A 14,081-nucleotide genomic window follows, 5' to 3' on the forward strand; every position below is an offset into this window, starting at 1 on the left:
CTTCTATATTTTCTTCTATATTTTCTTCTATATTTTCTTCTATATTTTCTTCTATATTTTCTTTATCTAAGCTATCTGAAAAAACTAAATCATCTTCTGTTTTCTCTTCATCTATTAACTCACTTGCTGCATCAAACATATCATCATTTTTTAATCCATTACCTAAATTCTCTTCAAAAAAATCTTCTTGTAAATTTAAATCATCTTCACTCAAATTTTCTTCATGTTCAGACAAATCAATACCTTCTAAAAGTTCATTTCCATCCAAAGGCATATCTTTACCAACAACTTCCTCATCATCAAAATTTAGTTCATCTTCGCTCAAAGCATCTTTTTGAATATCATCCAAAACCCCATCTCCACTTAGAAGATTTATAAAATCGGTAGGTAAAAACGGTTTATACAAACATTCTATACCTTCTTTTTGTTCTAGGTTTCTAGGTAACAAATAAATCAATCTATCACATTTACTTTTTAAATCATCTAAATCAGCCTCAATATCATGATCTATAATAATTACATCATAAAATCCCTCAAGCTCCTCAATACCCGTGAGCTCCTCAAAATCATAACCTAATTTTTGAACCCCCAAACTAATTAATTTTGAAACAGCTATATTGGAATTTATTAGCAAAACCCTCATTATCATCTCCCAAGAATAAAAAATACATTATTTTAAAACATTTTTAATTATTTAATGCTTATATATTAAAAAATAACAATTCCATATGCTCAAAACTTTTTACTATTAAATTTTTAAAATATTGCATCATAATAAGTAAAATAGCAATAAGAACCGCGAAAGACAAAAATATCTTGATAGGATAACCAACCACTAAAAGATTAAATTGTGGCATAGTTTTCATAAGCATGCCAAAAATCACATCTGATAGCAAAGAAATAGCTAAAACAGGAAAAGCCATAGAAAAACCAAGCACAAAAATATTTACCATAGCTTTATTTAAATAAAGCATTAAATTTTCATGTGGATAAAATCCACCTAAACTAATATATTCCAATGAATTAGATATAAAAAGCAAAATCAAATGATGTCCATCAAAAGCTAAAAATACAAGCAAAGCTAATAAATTTAAAACTTGTGAAATTACAGGAGTATTTGCACCTGTTGTGGGATCCATAACACTAGCCATTGAAAAACCCATAGTAAAAGAAATCTGCTCACCTGCCATTTGCAAAATGGCAAAAGTCATTTGCAAAATCATTCCTGCTATCATCCCAAAAATAACTTCACTTAAAAGATATAGAATAAAAAAAGAATCAGGTGTATTATTTTCAAGTTTAGCTAAAGGGTATAAAAACATTGTTAAAAACATTACCAAAGTTGTTTTTACCACCAAAGGAATACTATTATGAGAAAAAAAAGGGAAAAAAACTATCAACCCGCTCATTCTAGCAAACAAAAGCATGAAAATAACTACATTTTCATCACCTAAATATTTAACAAATTCCATGGTTGTTTAAGTGAAAAACCTTATCACATTTTTTAGCAAGCTCTTGATCATGCGTAACAAAAATTAAAGCTGCATTGTTTTCTTTGATATAATCAATCAAAATATCCATTACATTTAAAGCATTTTTAAAATCTAAATTTCCGGTAGCCTCATCTGCAAAAATAATTTTTGGCTTCTTGCTTAAAACCCTAGCTATACTTACTCTTTGCTGTTGTCCACCGCTTAATTTTGTGATTTTTTGATTCATTAAATCTGCAATATCAAGTTTTTTTAATAATTCATAATCAATATTCTGCCCACTTAAAACACTCGCAAGTTCTATATTTTCAAAAGCCAAAAAACCTTTAAATAAATAATGCATTTGAAAAATAATACCAAAATCTTTTCTACGAATTTCTAGCAAAGCTTCATCATCTAAGTCGTATAAATCTTGATTATTATAAAAAACTTTTCCCGATTGAGGTTTTAATAAGGTAGATAAAATATGCAAAAGAGTAGATTTACCACATCCACTGCTTCCACATACTGCAATACAATCTTTTGTATTTAAAGTAAAATTTAAATTTTCAAAAAGCGGAATATCAAAACTATGGTTTAAATTTTCCGCTTTTAAAAGTTCCATTTTTAACCAATTTGTGCAGCAACTTCAGCAGCAAAATCTTCAGTTTTCTTTTCTAGGCCCTCACCTACTTCAAAACGAATAAATTTGACTATTTTGATAGTTCCGCCTAGTTCCTTTTCTTTATCAGCAATTACTTGTTCGATAGTTTTTTTATCATCCATTACATAAAACTGACCCATTAAAGTAAGTCTGCTATCAAGTTGAGAGTTATCTGCTATAAAACTATTCAACTTACCTGGGATAATATTAGGCCAAATTTTTTCTGGCTTACCTTGTGCTTGAAGTTCAGCCTTAATAGCTTCTTCAGCTGCTTGAATTACCTCTTGAGTTAATTGTTTTCTGCTTGCATATTTTGGAATTTTATGCTCTGGTTTATTAGGATCTTTTAATCTTCTTCTTTCTTCATTTTCTTTTTCTAACTCAGCAACTAAAGCTTTATACTCATTTTCTACAAAATCCATATCAAGCTCTTCATAAGATAAATAACTTGGCTTCATTGCAGCAATATGCATACAAATATGTTTTAAAAATTCTCCACACTTGCTAGCCGTAGCTTCACTATCGCAAGCTGCAGCAATAACTACACCAACACGACCATTGGTGTGAATATAACCATTTACTATGCCATTAGCACCTTCTTTTAAAGTAGCAAATCTTCTAACAACTAAATTTTCACCAATAGTTGCAATTTGGCTTTTTAAGTACTCTTCAAATTTAACACCATTAATCTCACTTGAATGTAATTCTTCAACATTTTGAAGACTCTTAGCTTGAATATGTGCTGTTGTATCTTTTGTTAAAGCAATAAATTGTTCATTTTTAGCAACAAAATCTGTTTCTGAGTTAATTTCACTTACAGTTGCACATTTAAAATCATCACTTACTTTTACACTTACTAAACCTTCAGCAGCTAAACGATCAGCTTTTTTATCAGCTTTTCCAAGTCCTTTTTCTCTTAAAAGTTGCACTGCTTTTTCAAAATCACCATCTGTATCTTTTAAAGCATTTTTACAATCCATCATACCTGCGCCAGTACTCTCGCGCAGTTCTTTTACCATTTGTGCAGTGATTTCAGCCATTACTCTTTATCTCCTTCAAAATCTTCTTCACTCATAGCTTCTTCTAAAACTTCTTTTTTCTCTTCTTCAGAAATAGGCTGTTCTTCGCTAACTTCACCATCTTGCTCTCTTAATGCTTTACCTTCATTGATTGCTTCAGCCATTTCTTGACAGAAAAGTTGGACCGAACGAATTGCATCATCATTTCCTGGAATTGGGAAATCAACTAAATCAGGATCGCAGTTTGTATCTAGTGGAGCAACTACAGGGATTTTTAATCTATTAGCTTCTTGTACTGCAATTTTTTCTTTAACAGTATCAATAACAAAAATCATATCAGGTTGAGTTTTCATATATCTAATACCACCAAGATATGCTAGTAATTTTTCTTTTTTTCTAGTAAGCATTAATGCTTCTTTTTTAGTTAAAAGTTTAATACTTCCATCTTCTTCCATTTTTTCTATAACTTCTAATTTTCTAATTGATTGGCGGATAGTTCCAAAATTTGTCATCATACCACCAAGCCATCTGTGATTTACATAAGGCATACCACATTTTTCAGCGTATTCTTTAATCGCTCCACCTGCTTGTTTTTTAGTTCCAACAAATAAAATTGTCTTACCTTCTGCTGCAGCGTCACGAACAATGTTATATGTATATCTAAAATATCTAAGCGTTTTTTGCAAATCAATTACATAAATACCTTTTCTTTCACCAAAAATAAATTTTTTCATTTTTGGATTCCATCTTCTTGTTTGGTGTCCAAAGTGTACACCACACTCTAACAAATCTCTCATGCTTACCATGAAATTCTCCTTGAAATAAAATAATTAGGTTTATTCCTCCGCATTCTTTAACCCATAAGCAACCTAATAAGGAAATTAATGCGTGTGAAATGAAAAAATATTATATCAAATTTTATTTTATATTTAGCTTATTATTGAAGAAAAAGAACGCCACAAGGCGTTCTTTGAGTAAATTAGTGTAGTTTAGACCAAACTGATCTTTTCCAACCTATAGCAAAAATACTTAAGATAGCAAAGAATATCATAATATAAATTCCTGTTTGCTCTCTTTCTTCTTTTTTACTATCACCAACTTTTTCAAGATAACTAATAACTTGAGTTTGTGCTTTTTCATTTAGACCAACTCTTGGCATAGCAGTTCCATGAATTTTCTTTTGAGGTTCATTGATGAAGATTTCAAGATAATGCGTGCCTTTAGAACGAATCATCATAGATAAATCCGGAGGTGTCATACCAAGATAATTTTTTAAATCACTCATATTTGAACTTGAAACAAAACCATCATACTTTACATCATGGCATCTTCCGCAAGCATTTTCAAATGTATGTTTGTTTTTAGCAAAATCAAATTCTTTTGCAATTAAAGCCGTTTTTGCTTGCTCTGAAAGCTCTTGGTTTTTAGCATATTTTTCTTCTAAATCTACTTTTAATTTTGTATCAAATTCCTTCTCATACTCACTAGCTGTATTTTTAAAGAATGCAATTAAATCTGCTAAATCTTGATTATCTTGTGCTTCATCACCACTTAAAGGATAAGCAGGCATTAAGAATGGATTTTCATCATTAAATTTATGTGAAATTTGCAAAGCCTTAACTGGATCAACAATCAGTGCTGCTAAAAATTTCTCATCATAAATAGCACCCGCATCACTTAAATCAGGAGGTGTTACACCCAAAGAAGAATCTGTAATAGTAGCAGGGATTCCGACGGCTTTCACACCATGACATGCAATACAATTTCCTTCAAAAAGCTCTTTTCCTTTTTGTGCATTACCTTTACTAAAATCAATTTTTGCGATTTTTTCCCATAATTGCTTAGTAGCTTCTTCTTGGCTTTTAGCAAGCTCTAGTGCTTTTTGAGCATTAGCTATAGCTTTTTCACTTCCTGAAGCATTAGCATCTATTGCAGCTTTTTCTTTTAAAGCAACTTCGCCTTTGGTAAATTCTACATCAGCTTTTGCAAAGTCAAAATTAACCGGAGTTGAAGGAGGATTCATCACTGAATGTGCATAAGGCTCAACCCCCCAATAAACTAAACCTGTGAAAAAGACAACTACAAAAAATATTTTTAATTCTCTCATTATTAGCCCCTTTTTCTTTCCATGATAGTAATAATTGGTAAGACTACTAACAATAATAGTAAAAATACCATAGAAGCATAAAATCCTATCCAAGCATTAATTCCTGTTGGAGGAAGCTTTCCATAAACTGTTAGTACAATTAAATCTATCAATAACACCCAAAACCATACAAAAAACATTGGTCTTTCGTGTGCTGGTTTTACAACATCACTTCTATCAAGCCAAGGCAACAAGAAGAAAATAATTTGTGCTATACCAAACGCTGCAAGACCTATATCAAAAGCTTTAATGCTTCCAACATCAAAGAAAAATCCTCTTAAAACTTCATAACTCCATAAGAAATACCACTCAGGATAAATATGAGGAGGTGTTTTTAAAGAATTTGCTGGGTCAAAGTTAATTGGATCCATTGCGAAATTAAATTTAAAACACACCAAATAGAAGAAGAAAATCATAAATAACGCAATATACATAAAATCTTTAGCTAAAAATCCTGGCCAAAAAGGAATAACTTTAGAACCTTTTGTATCACCTGCTAAATATTTTTCAGCTTCCAAATCAAAATCAATTTCTTCTGAAATTTCATTATTTACATGAGGAATTCTTAAAGAATAAAAGTGGAATGCAATAATTGCTAAAATTACAATTGGCAATAAGCACACATGCAGCATAAAAAATCTAGTTAAAGTTGGATCTGATACTGCAAAATCTCCTCTTATCCAAATAACTAATGCATCACCTATAAAAGGAATTCCGCCAAAAAGCTGAGTAATAACTTGAGCAGCCCAAAAACTCATTTGTCCCCAAGGTAACATATACCCACTAAATGCTTCTGCTGAAAATACAACAAACAAAAGCATACCGCTAATCCAAATCATCTCACGACCCTTTTTATAAGAGCCATAATAAATTCCTGTTAACATATGGATATATATGATTAAAAACACAACTGAAGCAGCCACACCATGCATATGACGCCAAAGCCAACCATACTCTACTTCTTGCATGATAGTTTTATTAACACTATCAAAAGCCAAAGCCACATCCGGCTTATAATACATTACTAAAAATAGACCTGAAATAAATAAAATAGCAAAAAGAGTTGTCAAGATAACACCCATTGCCCATAAGAAGTTAATTTGTTTTGGTATCCAATACTGAGCCATTAAAACATTAAAAAGCTTATTTACAGCTAATCTTTGATCAAGCCAATCTATAATACCACTAGCTTTTTTTATCTGTGCCATATCAAGCCTCCGCAATCATTTTTTTATATTCTGGACCTTCTTCACCTAACACTAATTTAGTTCCATCAATTCTAAAAGGAGGAATGTCCAAAGGTCTTGGAGGAGGACCAAATACATTTTTACCACTAGTGTCAAATTCGCCACCGTGGCATGCACACTTAAACAATTTCTCACTTGGAGCATAAGCTGGAATACAGCCTAAATGCGTGCAAAGACCAATAACTACAGTATATGCAACATCACCCACAATAACATCCCTACTGCTATCTTTTGCCATATCCGCATCTTTTTTTAAGATAAATATAGGCTTTTTACGCCACTCGATTGTTCTTAATTCGCCTTCTTTCATACCAGAAAGATCTACGGTAGTAATACCTGCTGCTTTTACACTTGGGAGCGGATCCCATGTTTTTTTCATTGCAACTAATGAAAAAGCACCACCCACAGCAGCTACCGTTCCAAAGGCAAAGCCCATAAAGCTTCGTCTACTTTCAGATGTAGCCATTTTACTTCCTTTGTTTTGATTTATTTGTTGTAAAGTATAGCAGTTTATCTAAAAAATAATAAATTTTTTCTTTATATAAAAAAGCTTTATTTAAGATATGCAAGTATTTATTTAAAATAACAGAAGTGTATTTATTTTCAAATCAAAACAATAGATAAGTTAATATCATCTATTGTTTTTCATTTTGATATAAATATGCAAAATATCTAAAGCAGCAGGGGTGATACCACTAATTTGCGAAGCAGCAAAAATAGTTGGTGGGTTAAATTTTTGCAGTTTTTCCACCACTTCATTACTCAAACCACTTACACTTTTAAAGTCAAAATTTTCAGGAATTTTTAAGTCATTTAAGTTTTTCATTTTTTCTATTTGTGCTTTTTGCATTGCTATATAATGATAATATTTTGCTTCATTTAAAATTTCATTTAAAGAATACTCATCCATTTTTGCAAACATTTCATCTAGAGCTTTTAATTTTTCTATATTAAAACTCGCTCTTGCAACAATTTTTTGCAAACTTACTATTGAGGTAATTTTTTCTTCTTTAATGCTTTGCAAAAATTCATTATTTTGATTGCTTGGTGTCCATGTAGTTTGAAGTAAAAACTCAAGTCCTTTCCTAACATTTTGCTTTATATTATCAATATATGCATAGTCTTCTTGACTTAAAAGTTTAAAATTATGTCCATATTCTCCAAGTCTTAAAATAGCATTTTCTTCTCTTAAGAGCAGTCTATATTCAGCTCTTGAAGTAAACATTCTATAAGGCTCTTTTGTGCCTTTCATTACTAAATCATCGATTAATACCCCTATATAAGCCTCATCGCGTCTTAATACAAAAGGCTCTTTTTCATCAATTGCTAAAACCGCGTTCACTCCTGCCATAAAACCTTGTGCAGCTGCTTCTTCATAACCAGTAGTTCCGTTAATTTGCCCAGCACAATATAAATTTTTAATCTTTTTAGTTTCCAAAGTATGTTTTAACTCCGTTGGATCAATATAATCATACTCTATAGCATAGCCAAAACGCGTGATTTTAGCATTTTCAAAACCTTTTATACTTCTTAACATCGCAATTTGCACTTCATAAGGAAGTGAAGTAGAAAAGCCATTAATATAATATTCAGTAGCATCTTTAGTTTGTGGCTCTATAAATAAATGATGACTTTCTTTATCACCAAAACGATTAATCTTATCTTCTATGGAAGGACAATATCTTGGACCTATACCTTCAATTTGTCCTGTAAAAAGCGGAGCGCGGTAAAAGTTACTTTTTATAATCTCATGTGTTTTTAAATTTGTTCTTGCTATATAACATGGAAGTTGATTGGGCTTGAAATTTTTTGTTTTAAAACTAAAGGCCTTAGGGTTTTCATCTCCGGGTTGAATTTCTAAGACACTAAAATCAATACTTTTAGCATCTACTCTTGGACAAGTTCCTGTTTTTAACCTCCCTACTTTTAAACCACTTTGTTTTAAATACTCACCCAAATTTACAGACGCAAGCTCACCTACCCTACCTGCTTGAAGCTTAGTTTCACCTATATGGATAAGTCCATTTAAAAAAGTTCCTGTTGTAAGTATGATTTTTTCAGCAAAATATGTATTTTCTAAATTAGTTTTAACGCCCTTAACTTCATCATTTTCTATAAGTAAAGACAAAGCTTGCTCTTGAGAGATTTCTAAATTTTCAAGTTTTAAAAGCTTATTTCTAGCACAAATTCTATAAGCGTCCATATCAATTTGTGCTCTACTTCCACGCACTGCAACACCTTTGCTTTCATTTAAAATTCTAAATTGAATTCCAGCCTCATCGGTAATTTGTCCCATAAGTCCACCCATAGCATCAAGCTCTTTTACCAAATGTCCTTTTGCTAAGCCGCCTATAGCAGGATTACAACTTGCAGCACCAATTTGCTCGATTAAAGTAGTTAAAAGTAAAGTTTTTTTGCCCATTCTAGCGACAGCAGCACTAGCCTCAACCCCAGCATGCCCGCCACCTATTACGATTATATCATACATATTTTGACCTCATTTTTATAAAAAAGGCAAAAATTATATAATATTTTTTAAAATAAAACACTAAAAATACTTTTTGAAATTTAAAAGTTTTGGATAAAATCTCATAAAAATTAAAGGTATTGAATGTTTAATGGATTAATCCGCGAATTAGCCTTTGTCAAATCATATCAAAACAACACTTTAAGATTAAAAGCAAGTTACAAACCAAAACTAGGCGATAGTATAGCAGTTAATGGTGCGTGCTTGAGCGTAACAAAACTTTTTGATGATGGCTTTAATCTTGAACTTTCTTATGAAACAAGAACTCACATAGCTATTGAAAATTTAAAAGACTATGTGCATATTGAACCTGCGTTAGCTTATGGCGATAGAATAGATGGGCATTTAATGCAAGGACACATTGATGGTATTGGCGAAATTACTAATATTTCTAAAAAAGAAAACGGAGTTGATTTTTATATTAAATGCCCTGATAATATACAAATTTATATGGCAAATAAAGCAAGCGTAGCTATAGATGGAGTAAGTTTAACTATCAATGAAGTTTTAAAAGATAGTATTCGTTTGACTATTATTCCTATAACCTTTAATGAAACCTTGTTTAAAAATTACACCATAGGAAGACGCGTCAATATAGAAAGTGATCTTTTAGCAAGATACATACACAGACAATTAAATTATAAAAAAGAAATTTCATGGCAACAAATAGACAAGATTACATCACTTTATTAGAAAATGATTTCGCAAAAGCTTTTGTAGCCTTTGATCAAGATTATAATATTTTTAGAGCAAAAATTCATGATAATATTTTTCCTTGGGAAAATTCTATAAAAAAGTGTGTATTTTTAAATCAAATTCATTCCAATATCATCACTCATTATAATAAAAATTTTCACTTTAATGCTGATGGGATAATTAGCAATGAAAAAAATATAGCTTTGTGTATTTTAAGCGCTGATTGCTTGCCTTTACTTTTATATGATGATGAAAATAAAGCCGTAGCAGCTTTGCATTCAGGTAGAAAAGGTTGTTTTGAAAATATCTTAAAAGAAGCTGTTTTGAAAATGCAAAAAAGCTTTAATACTCAAACCAAGAATTTAAAACTCATCATTTCAGCAGGAATTTGTGCTAAAAATTATGAAATTAATGGCGAGGTTTTAAACCACAGCAAAGAAAATTTTGCACATTTTTTACATGAAAATAAGCTTGATTTAAAAGCATTAGTTAAATTTCAAGCAAAAGAATTAGGTATTAATGATATTTTTGATATCAATCTTTGCACCTTTGATGATGAGAGATTTTTTTCTTATAGAAAAAATCAAACTCCAAAGCGCATTGTTAGCGTGATTTATTTAAAGGATTAAAATGTATGAAGTAAAAAATCTACTTGCTTTAAAAATTCTACAAAAAGCTAGAGAATTTGGTGATAATGACTTAAGCAATGAACTTTTAATCACTCAAATGCTAAATCATACCCCACAAACTCTAAATCAAAACGATACTAAAAATTTAAATGAATTTATCACAACGCTTATAAATGCTAAAGAAAAAGCTAAAATGAGCAATAAATAATTTTAATTTTTCCAAGTTAAAATAAATTTTGTTCCTTTCTTTAACTCACTTTCTACTTTTATTTTTATATTATGTTCTTTACAAATTTTATCTACCAAAGAAAGTCCTATACCAAAACCACCTTGATTTTCATTAAATCTTGAATAACGCTCAAAAATATTAGCCAAATTTTCCTTTGCTATGCCACAACCACTATCTGCTATTATAAGTTTTTGCTCTAAAAGTGCTATTTTAATATGTCCATTTTTTATATTATATTTTATAGCGTTATTAACAAGATTATCAAACATTTTAAAAAATTGCTCTTTATTAGCATAAATTTTTCCATCATTTTCCAAGCTAAGCTCTAAGTCGATATTTTTTTGCTCTAAAAATATCTTAAAATACTCCATTCTTTCTTTAATCAAATTTTTTAAAAATATCCAATCTTTTTTTGCTTCATAAGCTTGAGAAAAATTTAAAAAAGTTAAATCTGAATACAAATGACTCAAAGTCAAAGCAGCTATTTTCACACGCTTTAAAGCCTTAATTTCTTCAAAATTCTTTTTTCTTTCTAAATTCTCTACACTCATTAATATTACACTAATTGGGGTATTAATCTCATGAGTGGTATCTTTTATAAAATTATTTAAAAACCTTATTCTTGCTTCTAAAGGCTTGAGTGCAAATTTAAGTATTAAATATCCTACCAAACTAACAAAAATCAAAGAAAATACCATAGCTAAAGCAACTTTAAATCTTATAAATCCAAGTTCTTTAGAAATATCATCACCTTGTATTAAAACTCTTAAACGATTTACATCTCCTAATATTTCTAAAGCACTTTGATTTTGATTATCAGCAAGTAACAAGCTATTTAAATTTATATCAGCTACATAAATCAAAGTGTTATTGTTATAAATATTCGCATTATTTGATTTAAAAAAAGTTGTTTGAGCAGGTAAATCAAGATTAGAAAAATAAACCTTAGTTCTATCAAATATTGCAAATTTTATATTAGAAATTTGAGCTATTTTCTTAGCACTTTTTTCTATGGGTTCAAAACGCGATTTTTCCATTTGCAAAATCACAAAACGATGTTCTTGTCTTAGCTTTATGCTATATTCGCTTATTAAATCTTCTATTAACTTAGCATACCATATGCCAAAAAGCACTACAAGAATACTTCCTACACTTACTAAATACAAAGAAAGAATTTGCCATGCAACGCGCTTGGCTTCATGCATAACAATACCCTCTTCCTCTTTGATTGATAATGCTTTCTTTTCCTAAAATTTTTCGTAAATTTTTCACATAAGCTCTCAAACTAAGCTCACTTGGCTCTTGGTCATATTCCCAAATTTCTTCAAAAATATAAGCAGTATCTATAAATTTACCTTTATTTTTCAAAAGTAATGATAAAAGTTTTAATTCTTTTAAAGGTAAAGACAATGGCTTATCGTTTTGATATAAAGTTTGCGATATAAAAGCAAATTTAAAACCATTTCCTAAGTCCTCATAATCTTCATTTTTATGCGCAAAAGAACGCTTTAAAATAGCATTAATCCTTATTTTTAACTCCTGCAATTCAAAAGGCTTTTTGATATAATCATCACAACCACATTCAAATCCTTGTTGTAAATCCATAGTAGTATTTAAAGAGGTCATAAAAATAGCTGGGGTATATCTACCTGCTTCTCTTAAATTTTTAAGCACACTAAAACCATCTCCTAAAGGGACTTTTACATCCAAAATCCATAAATCAAAATTTTTCTCATAAGCTTTATCTTGTGCATCTTGAGCATTATCCACCAAAACCACTTCAAAGCCTTCTTCTTCTAAAAACTCACTAACAATTTCCCCTAAGTTAATATCATCTTCTAGTAAAAGAATTTGCGTAGCCATTTTAAGCCTTTATATGCTATTTTAATTTAGATTATTATATTTTTTTTATGTAAATTTAGTGTGAATTTAGCATATTTAAAGGCAAGTATTTATAAAATATTAACTATTTTATTGAATTTAGGATTTTATTATGTTGCCAAATTGGGATCAAAAATATAGTATTAATAATGAAAAAATTGACGAACAACATAAAAAACTTTTTGAACTTGCCGCCAAAGTGGAAGAAATTTCAGATAGGCCAGTTTATCAAGTCGAGCTTAAAAAGATAGTTGCTGAATTTTTTCACTATATTAAAATTCATTTTCAAGATGAAGAATCCTATATGGCTGATATTAATTACCCTTATCTAAATCAACACAAACTCATGCATAAACAAATCACAAAATCCATGATAAAACTCATACAAAGTATAAAAAGTACAAATGATTTAAAAGAAAAATTATATATAGTAGTTAATTCATGGTTGATAGAACACATCATTCAGCATGATATGATGATAGAACATTGGCGTCAAAACACCCAAGCAAAGAATTCTTCAGATACTTTCGAAGAAGAAGCTCCAAAACCAAAAAAATTCTTATATCAATGTCAATGCGAAGGAAAAACACACAAGGTTCCTTATGATATTCATTTAAAAATGCAATATTCTAAAGTGCAGTTTAAATGTAAAGAATGCTCTGCGAATTTAATACAATACAAAGAAAAAATAGAAATCTAATAAAAATTAATAATAATTTAAAATATAGTAAACTATAATGCTTACAAAACTCTTCTAAATATAAACAAGGAGCTAACATGCTACCAAAATGGTGTAGTAAATATAGTATCCATAATGAAGAAATTGACAGACAGCATAAAAAACTTTTTGAACTTGCTGCAAATGTCGAGATGATTTCAGATAAACCTGTCCATAAAGGACAAATTAAATTTTTACTTGCAGATTTTTTTAATTATATGAAAGAGCATTTTGCCGAAGAAGAAAAATACATGGCAAAAATAGGTTATCCTGAACTTTCTAACCATCAAAAAATTCACAAAAGTATCATCCAATCTATGATTGATTTAATTCAAAATCTCAAAAGCACCAATGATTTAAAAGAAAAACTTAATGTCATTGCATCTAAATGGCTTTTAGAACATATTTTAAGAGAAGATATGAAGATAGAAAAATGGCATCAAGCACAACTAAATAAAAATGCCAATACTATAACTTTTCAAGAAACTCAAGAAATTTATGAATATATTTGCTCTTGTGTAAATAAAATTCACAAAGTTCCTTGCGAAATTCACCAAAAAATTCAATTAAACAATGCAAGTTACAAATGTAAAACTTGTCAAGAAGCTATCAAACTAAAACAAAGGCTATAAAATGAACAAACGCTACACCTTAACTATTCCATTAGAGCTTTATGAACGCTTAAATCAAACTGCGAAATTTTCTAAAAAGAAAAAAGCTGAAATTTTACGCAATGCTTTGGAAAATTATCTTGATGAAATAGAAGACTTTGCTCCAGCCATAGAAGCTTTAGAAGATTTAAAAGATGGAAATAGTAAAAAGTTAGATAACATTATAAAAAAATTAAAATGTTAAA

The 14,081-nt window shown here is 29.8% G+C and carries 16 protein-coding genes and 1 pseudogene; 6 read left to right on the forward strand and 11 right to left on the reverse strand.

Annotation, left to right across the window (positions count from 1 at the left end; translation table 11 throughout):
• The 9 genes and pseudogenes from L8X27_RS07675 to mnmG all read right to left on the reverse strand — a co-directional run.
• Nucleotides 1-643 (reverse strand): annotated as a pseudogene (locus L8X27_RS07675) (hypothetical protein); the annotation flags it as partial.
• 58 nt (nucleotides 644-701) lie between these two features.
• Nucleotides 702-1,472: a flagellar biosynthetic protein FliR gene (fliR, locus tag L8X27_RS07680; RefSeq protein WP_133318669.1), complete on the reverse strand. Its 771-nt coding sequence runs from the start codon at nucleotides 1,470-1,472 to the stop codon at nucleotides 702-704.
• Nucleotides 1,459-2,094 (reverse strand): ABC transporter ATP-binding protein, encoded by a 636-nt coding sequence (locus L8X27_RS07685; RefSeq protein ID WP_133318668.1) that lies wholly within the window; start codon nucleotides 2,092-2,094, stop codon nucleotides 1,459-1,461. The genes fliR and L8X27_RS07685 overlap by 14 nt, the downstream gene beginning before the upstream one ends.
• Nucleotides 2,095-2,096: 2 nt before the next feature.
• Entirely contained in the window at nucleotides 2,097-3,173 is a 1,077-nt protein-coding gene (gene tsf / locus L8X27_RS07690) for a translation elongation factor Ts (protein WP_263661736.1), read from the reverse strand.
• Nucleotides 3,173-3,958 carry a 30S ribosomal protein S2 gene (gene rpsB / locus L8X27_RS07695; RefSeq protein WP_087700911.1) on the reverse strand — a complete coding sequence of 262 codons (786 nt, stop codon included), beginning with the start codon at nucleotides 3,956-3,958 and terminating at the stop codon, nucleotides 3,173-3,175. The genes tsf and rpsB overlap by 1 nt, the downstream gene beginning before the upstream one ends.
• A gap of 173 nt (nucleotides 3,959-4,131) precedes the next feature.
• Complete coding sequence (locus L8X27_RS07700) at nucleotides 4,132-5,259, reverse strand: c-type cytochrome (RefSeq protein WP_263671827.1); 1,128 nt, start codon at nucleotides 5,257-5,259, stop codon at nucleotides 4,132-4,134.
• 2 nt (nucleotides 5,260-5,261) lie between these two features.
• Entirely contained in the window at nucleotides 5,262-6,506 is a 1,245-nt protein-coding gene (locus L8X27_RS07705; RefSeq protein WP_220567136.1) for a cytochrome b, read from the reverse strand.
• Nucleotide 6,507: 1 nt separating this feature from the next.
• Nucleotides 6,508-7,011, reverse strand: coding sequence for a ubiquinol-cytochrome c reductase iron-sulfur subunit (petA, locus tag L8X27_RS07710; RefSeq protein WP_133318665.1), 504 nt, complete (start codon nucleotides 7,009-7,011; stop codon nucleotides 6,508-6,510).
• A 165-nt stretch (nucleotides 7,012-7,176) separates the two neighbouring features.
• Nucleotides 7,177-9,033 carry a tRNA uridine-5-carboxymethylaminomethyl(34) synthesis enzyme MnmG gene (mnmG, locus tag L8X27_RS07715; RefSeq protein ID WP_263671828.1) on the reverse strand — a complete coding sequence of 619 codons (1,857 nt, stop codon included), beginning with the start codon at nucleotides 9,031-9,033 and terminating at the stop codon, nucleotides 7,177-7,179.
• A 123-nt stretch (nucleotides 9,034-9,156) separates the two neighbouring features.
• On the opposite strand from mnmG, the gene ribE reads away from it, so the two are divergent.
• The 3 genes from ribE to L8X27_RS07730 are packed head-to-tail and all read left to right on the forward strand — an operon-like array spanning nucleotide 9,157 to nucleotide 10,605.
• The gene (gene ribE, locus L8X27_RS07720; RefSeq protein WP_133318663.1) at nucleotides 9,157-9,765 is read left to right on the forward strand and encodes a riboflavin synthase; all 609 of its coding nucleotides are present in this window, start codon (nucleotides 9,157-9,159) and stop codon (nucleotides 9,763-9,765) included.
• A complete protein-coding gene (gene pgeF, locus L8X27_RS07725) occupies nucleotides 9,729-10,397 on the forward strand; it encodes a peptidoglycan editing factor PgeF (RefSeq protein ID WP_263671830.1) in 669 nt (222 codons plus the stop codon). Before ribE ends, pgeF begins: the two co-directional genes overlap by 37 nt.
• Nucleotide 10,398: 1 nt before the next feature.
• Complete coding sequence (locus tag L8X27_RS07730) at nucleotides 10,399-10,605, forward strand: hypothetical protein (protein ID WP_133318661.1); 207 nt, start codon at nucleotides 10,399-10,401, stop codon at nucleotides 10,603-10,605.
• A gap of 2 nt (nucleotides 10,606-10,607) precedes the next feature.
• Here L8X27_RS07730 and L8X27_RS07735 read toward each other — a convergent pair whose 3' ends face one another.
• Together L8X27_RS07735 and L8X27_RS07740 are read right to left on the reverse strand one after the other, a co-directional pair.
• Complete coding sequence (locus L8X27_RS07735) at nucleotides 10,608-11,831, reverse strand: sensor histidine kinase (RefSeq protein ID WP_263671831.1); 1,224 nt, start codon at nucleotides 11,829-11,831, stop codon at nucleotides 10,608-10,610.
• The gene (locus tag L8X27_RS07740; RefSeq protein ID WP_133318659.1) at nucleotides 11,824-12,489 is read right to left on the reverse strand and encodes a response regulator transcription factor; all 666 of its coding nucleotides are present in this window, start codon (nucleotides 12,487-12,489) and stop codon (nucleotides 11,824-11,826) included. Before L8X27_RS07740 ends, L8X27_RS07735 begins: the two co-directional genes overlap by 8 nt.
• Before the next feature lie 130 nt (nucleotides 12,490-12,619).
• Between L8X27_RS07740 and L8X27_RS07745 the strand changes: the two genes are divergently transcribed.
• The 3 genes from L8X27_RS07745 (at nucleotide 12,620) to L8X27_RS07755 (ending at nucleotide 14,080) form a co-directional block, all read left to right on the forward strand.
• Entirely contained in the window at nucleotides 12,620-13,207 is a 588-nt protein-coding gene (locus tag L8X27_RS07745; protein WP_263671833.1) for a bacteriohemerythrin, read from the forward strand.
• A gap of 77 nt (nucleotides 13,208-13,284) precedes the next feature.
• The gene (locus tag L8X27_RS07750; protein ID WP_263666115.1) at nucleotides 13,285-13,857 is read left to right on the forward strand and encodes a bacteriohemerythrin; all 573 of its coding nucleotides are present in this window, start codon (nucleotides 13,285-13,287) and stop codon (nucleotides 13,855-13,857) included.
• A 1-nt stretch (nucleotide 13,858) separates the two neighbouring features.
• Nucleotides 13,859-14,080, forward strand: a complete 222-nt coding sequence (locus L8X27_RS07755; RefSeq protein ID WP_263666114.1) for a CopG family transcriptional regulator — start codon at nucleotides 13,859-13,861, stop codon at nucleotides 14,078-14,080.
• The last annotated feature ends 1 nt before the right edge of the window (nucleotide 14,081 follow it).

This window comes from Campylobacter sp. CNRCH_2015_1657 (genome assembly GCF_025772685.1).
GTDB lineage: Bacteria > Campylobacterota > Campylobacteria > Campylobacterales > Campylobacteraceae > Campylobacter_D > Campylobacter_D lari_D.

Bases quoted from the DNA above. Each gene is read 5' to 3' on its own strand.
- fliR (WP_133318669.1), bottom strand. From the start codon at position 1,472: ATGGAATTTGTTAAATATTTAGGTGATGAAAATGTAGTTATTTTCATG.
- L8X27_RS07685 (WP_133318668.1), bottom strand. From the start codon at position 2,094: ATGGAACTTTTAAAAGCGGAAAATTTAAACCATAGTTTTGATATTCCG.
- tsf (WP_263661736.1), bottom strand. From the start codon at position 3,173: ATGGCTGAAATCACTGCACAAATGGTAAAAGAACTGCGCGAGAGTACT.
- rpsB (WP_087700911.1), bottom strand. From the start codon at position 3,958: ATGGTAAGCATGAGAGATTTGTTAGAGTGTGGTGTACACTTTGGACAC.
- L8X27_RS07700 (WP_263671827.1), bottom strand. From the start codon at position 5,259: ATGAGAGAATTAAAAATATTTTTTGTAGTTGTCTTTTTCACAGGTTTA.
- L8X27_RS07705 (WP_220567136.1), bottom strand. From the start codon at position 6,506: ATGGCACAGATAAAAAAAGCTAGTGGTATTATAGATTGGCTTGATCAA.
- petA (WP_133318665.1), bottom strand. From the start codon at position 7,011: ATGGCTACATCTGAAAGTAGACGAAGCTTTATGGGCTTTGCCTTTGGA.
- mnmG (WP_263671828.1), bottom strand. From the start codon at position 9,033: ATGTATGATATAATCGTAATAGGTGGCGGGCATGCTGGGGTTGAGGCT.
- ribE (WP_133318663.1), top strand. From the start codon at position 9,157: ATGTTTAATGGATTAATCCGCGAATTAGCCTTTGTCAAATCATATCAA.
- pgeF (WP_263671830.1), top strand. From the start codon at position 9,729: ATGGCAACAAATAGACAAGATTACATCACTTTATTAGAAAATGATTTC.
- L8X27_RS07730 (WP_133318661.1), top strand. From the start codon at position 10,399: ATGTATGAAGTAAAAAATCTACTTGCTTTAAAAATTCTACAAAAAGCT.
- L8X27_RS07735 (WP_263671831.1), bottom strand. From the start codon at position 11,831: ATGCATGAAGCCAAGCGCGTTGCATGGCAAATTCTTTCTTTGTATTTA.
- L8X27_RS07740 (WP_133318659.1), bottom strand. From the start codon at position 12,489: ATGGCTACGCAAATTCTTTTACTAGAAGATGATATTAACTTAGGGGAA.
- L8X27_RS07745 (WP_263671833.1), top strand. From the start codon at position 12,620: ATGTTGCCAAATTGGGATCAAAAATATAGTATTAATAATGAAAAAATT.
- L8X27_RS07750 (WP_263666115.1), top strand. From the start codon at position 13,285: ATGCTACCAAAATGGTGTAGTAAATATAGTATCCATAATGAAGAAATT.
- L8X27_RS07755 (WP_263666114.1), top strand. From the start codon at position 13,859: ATGAACAAACGCTACACCTTAACTATTCCATTAGAGCTTTATGAACGC.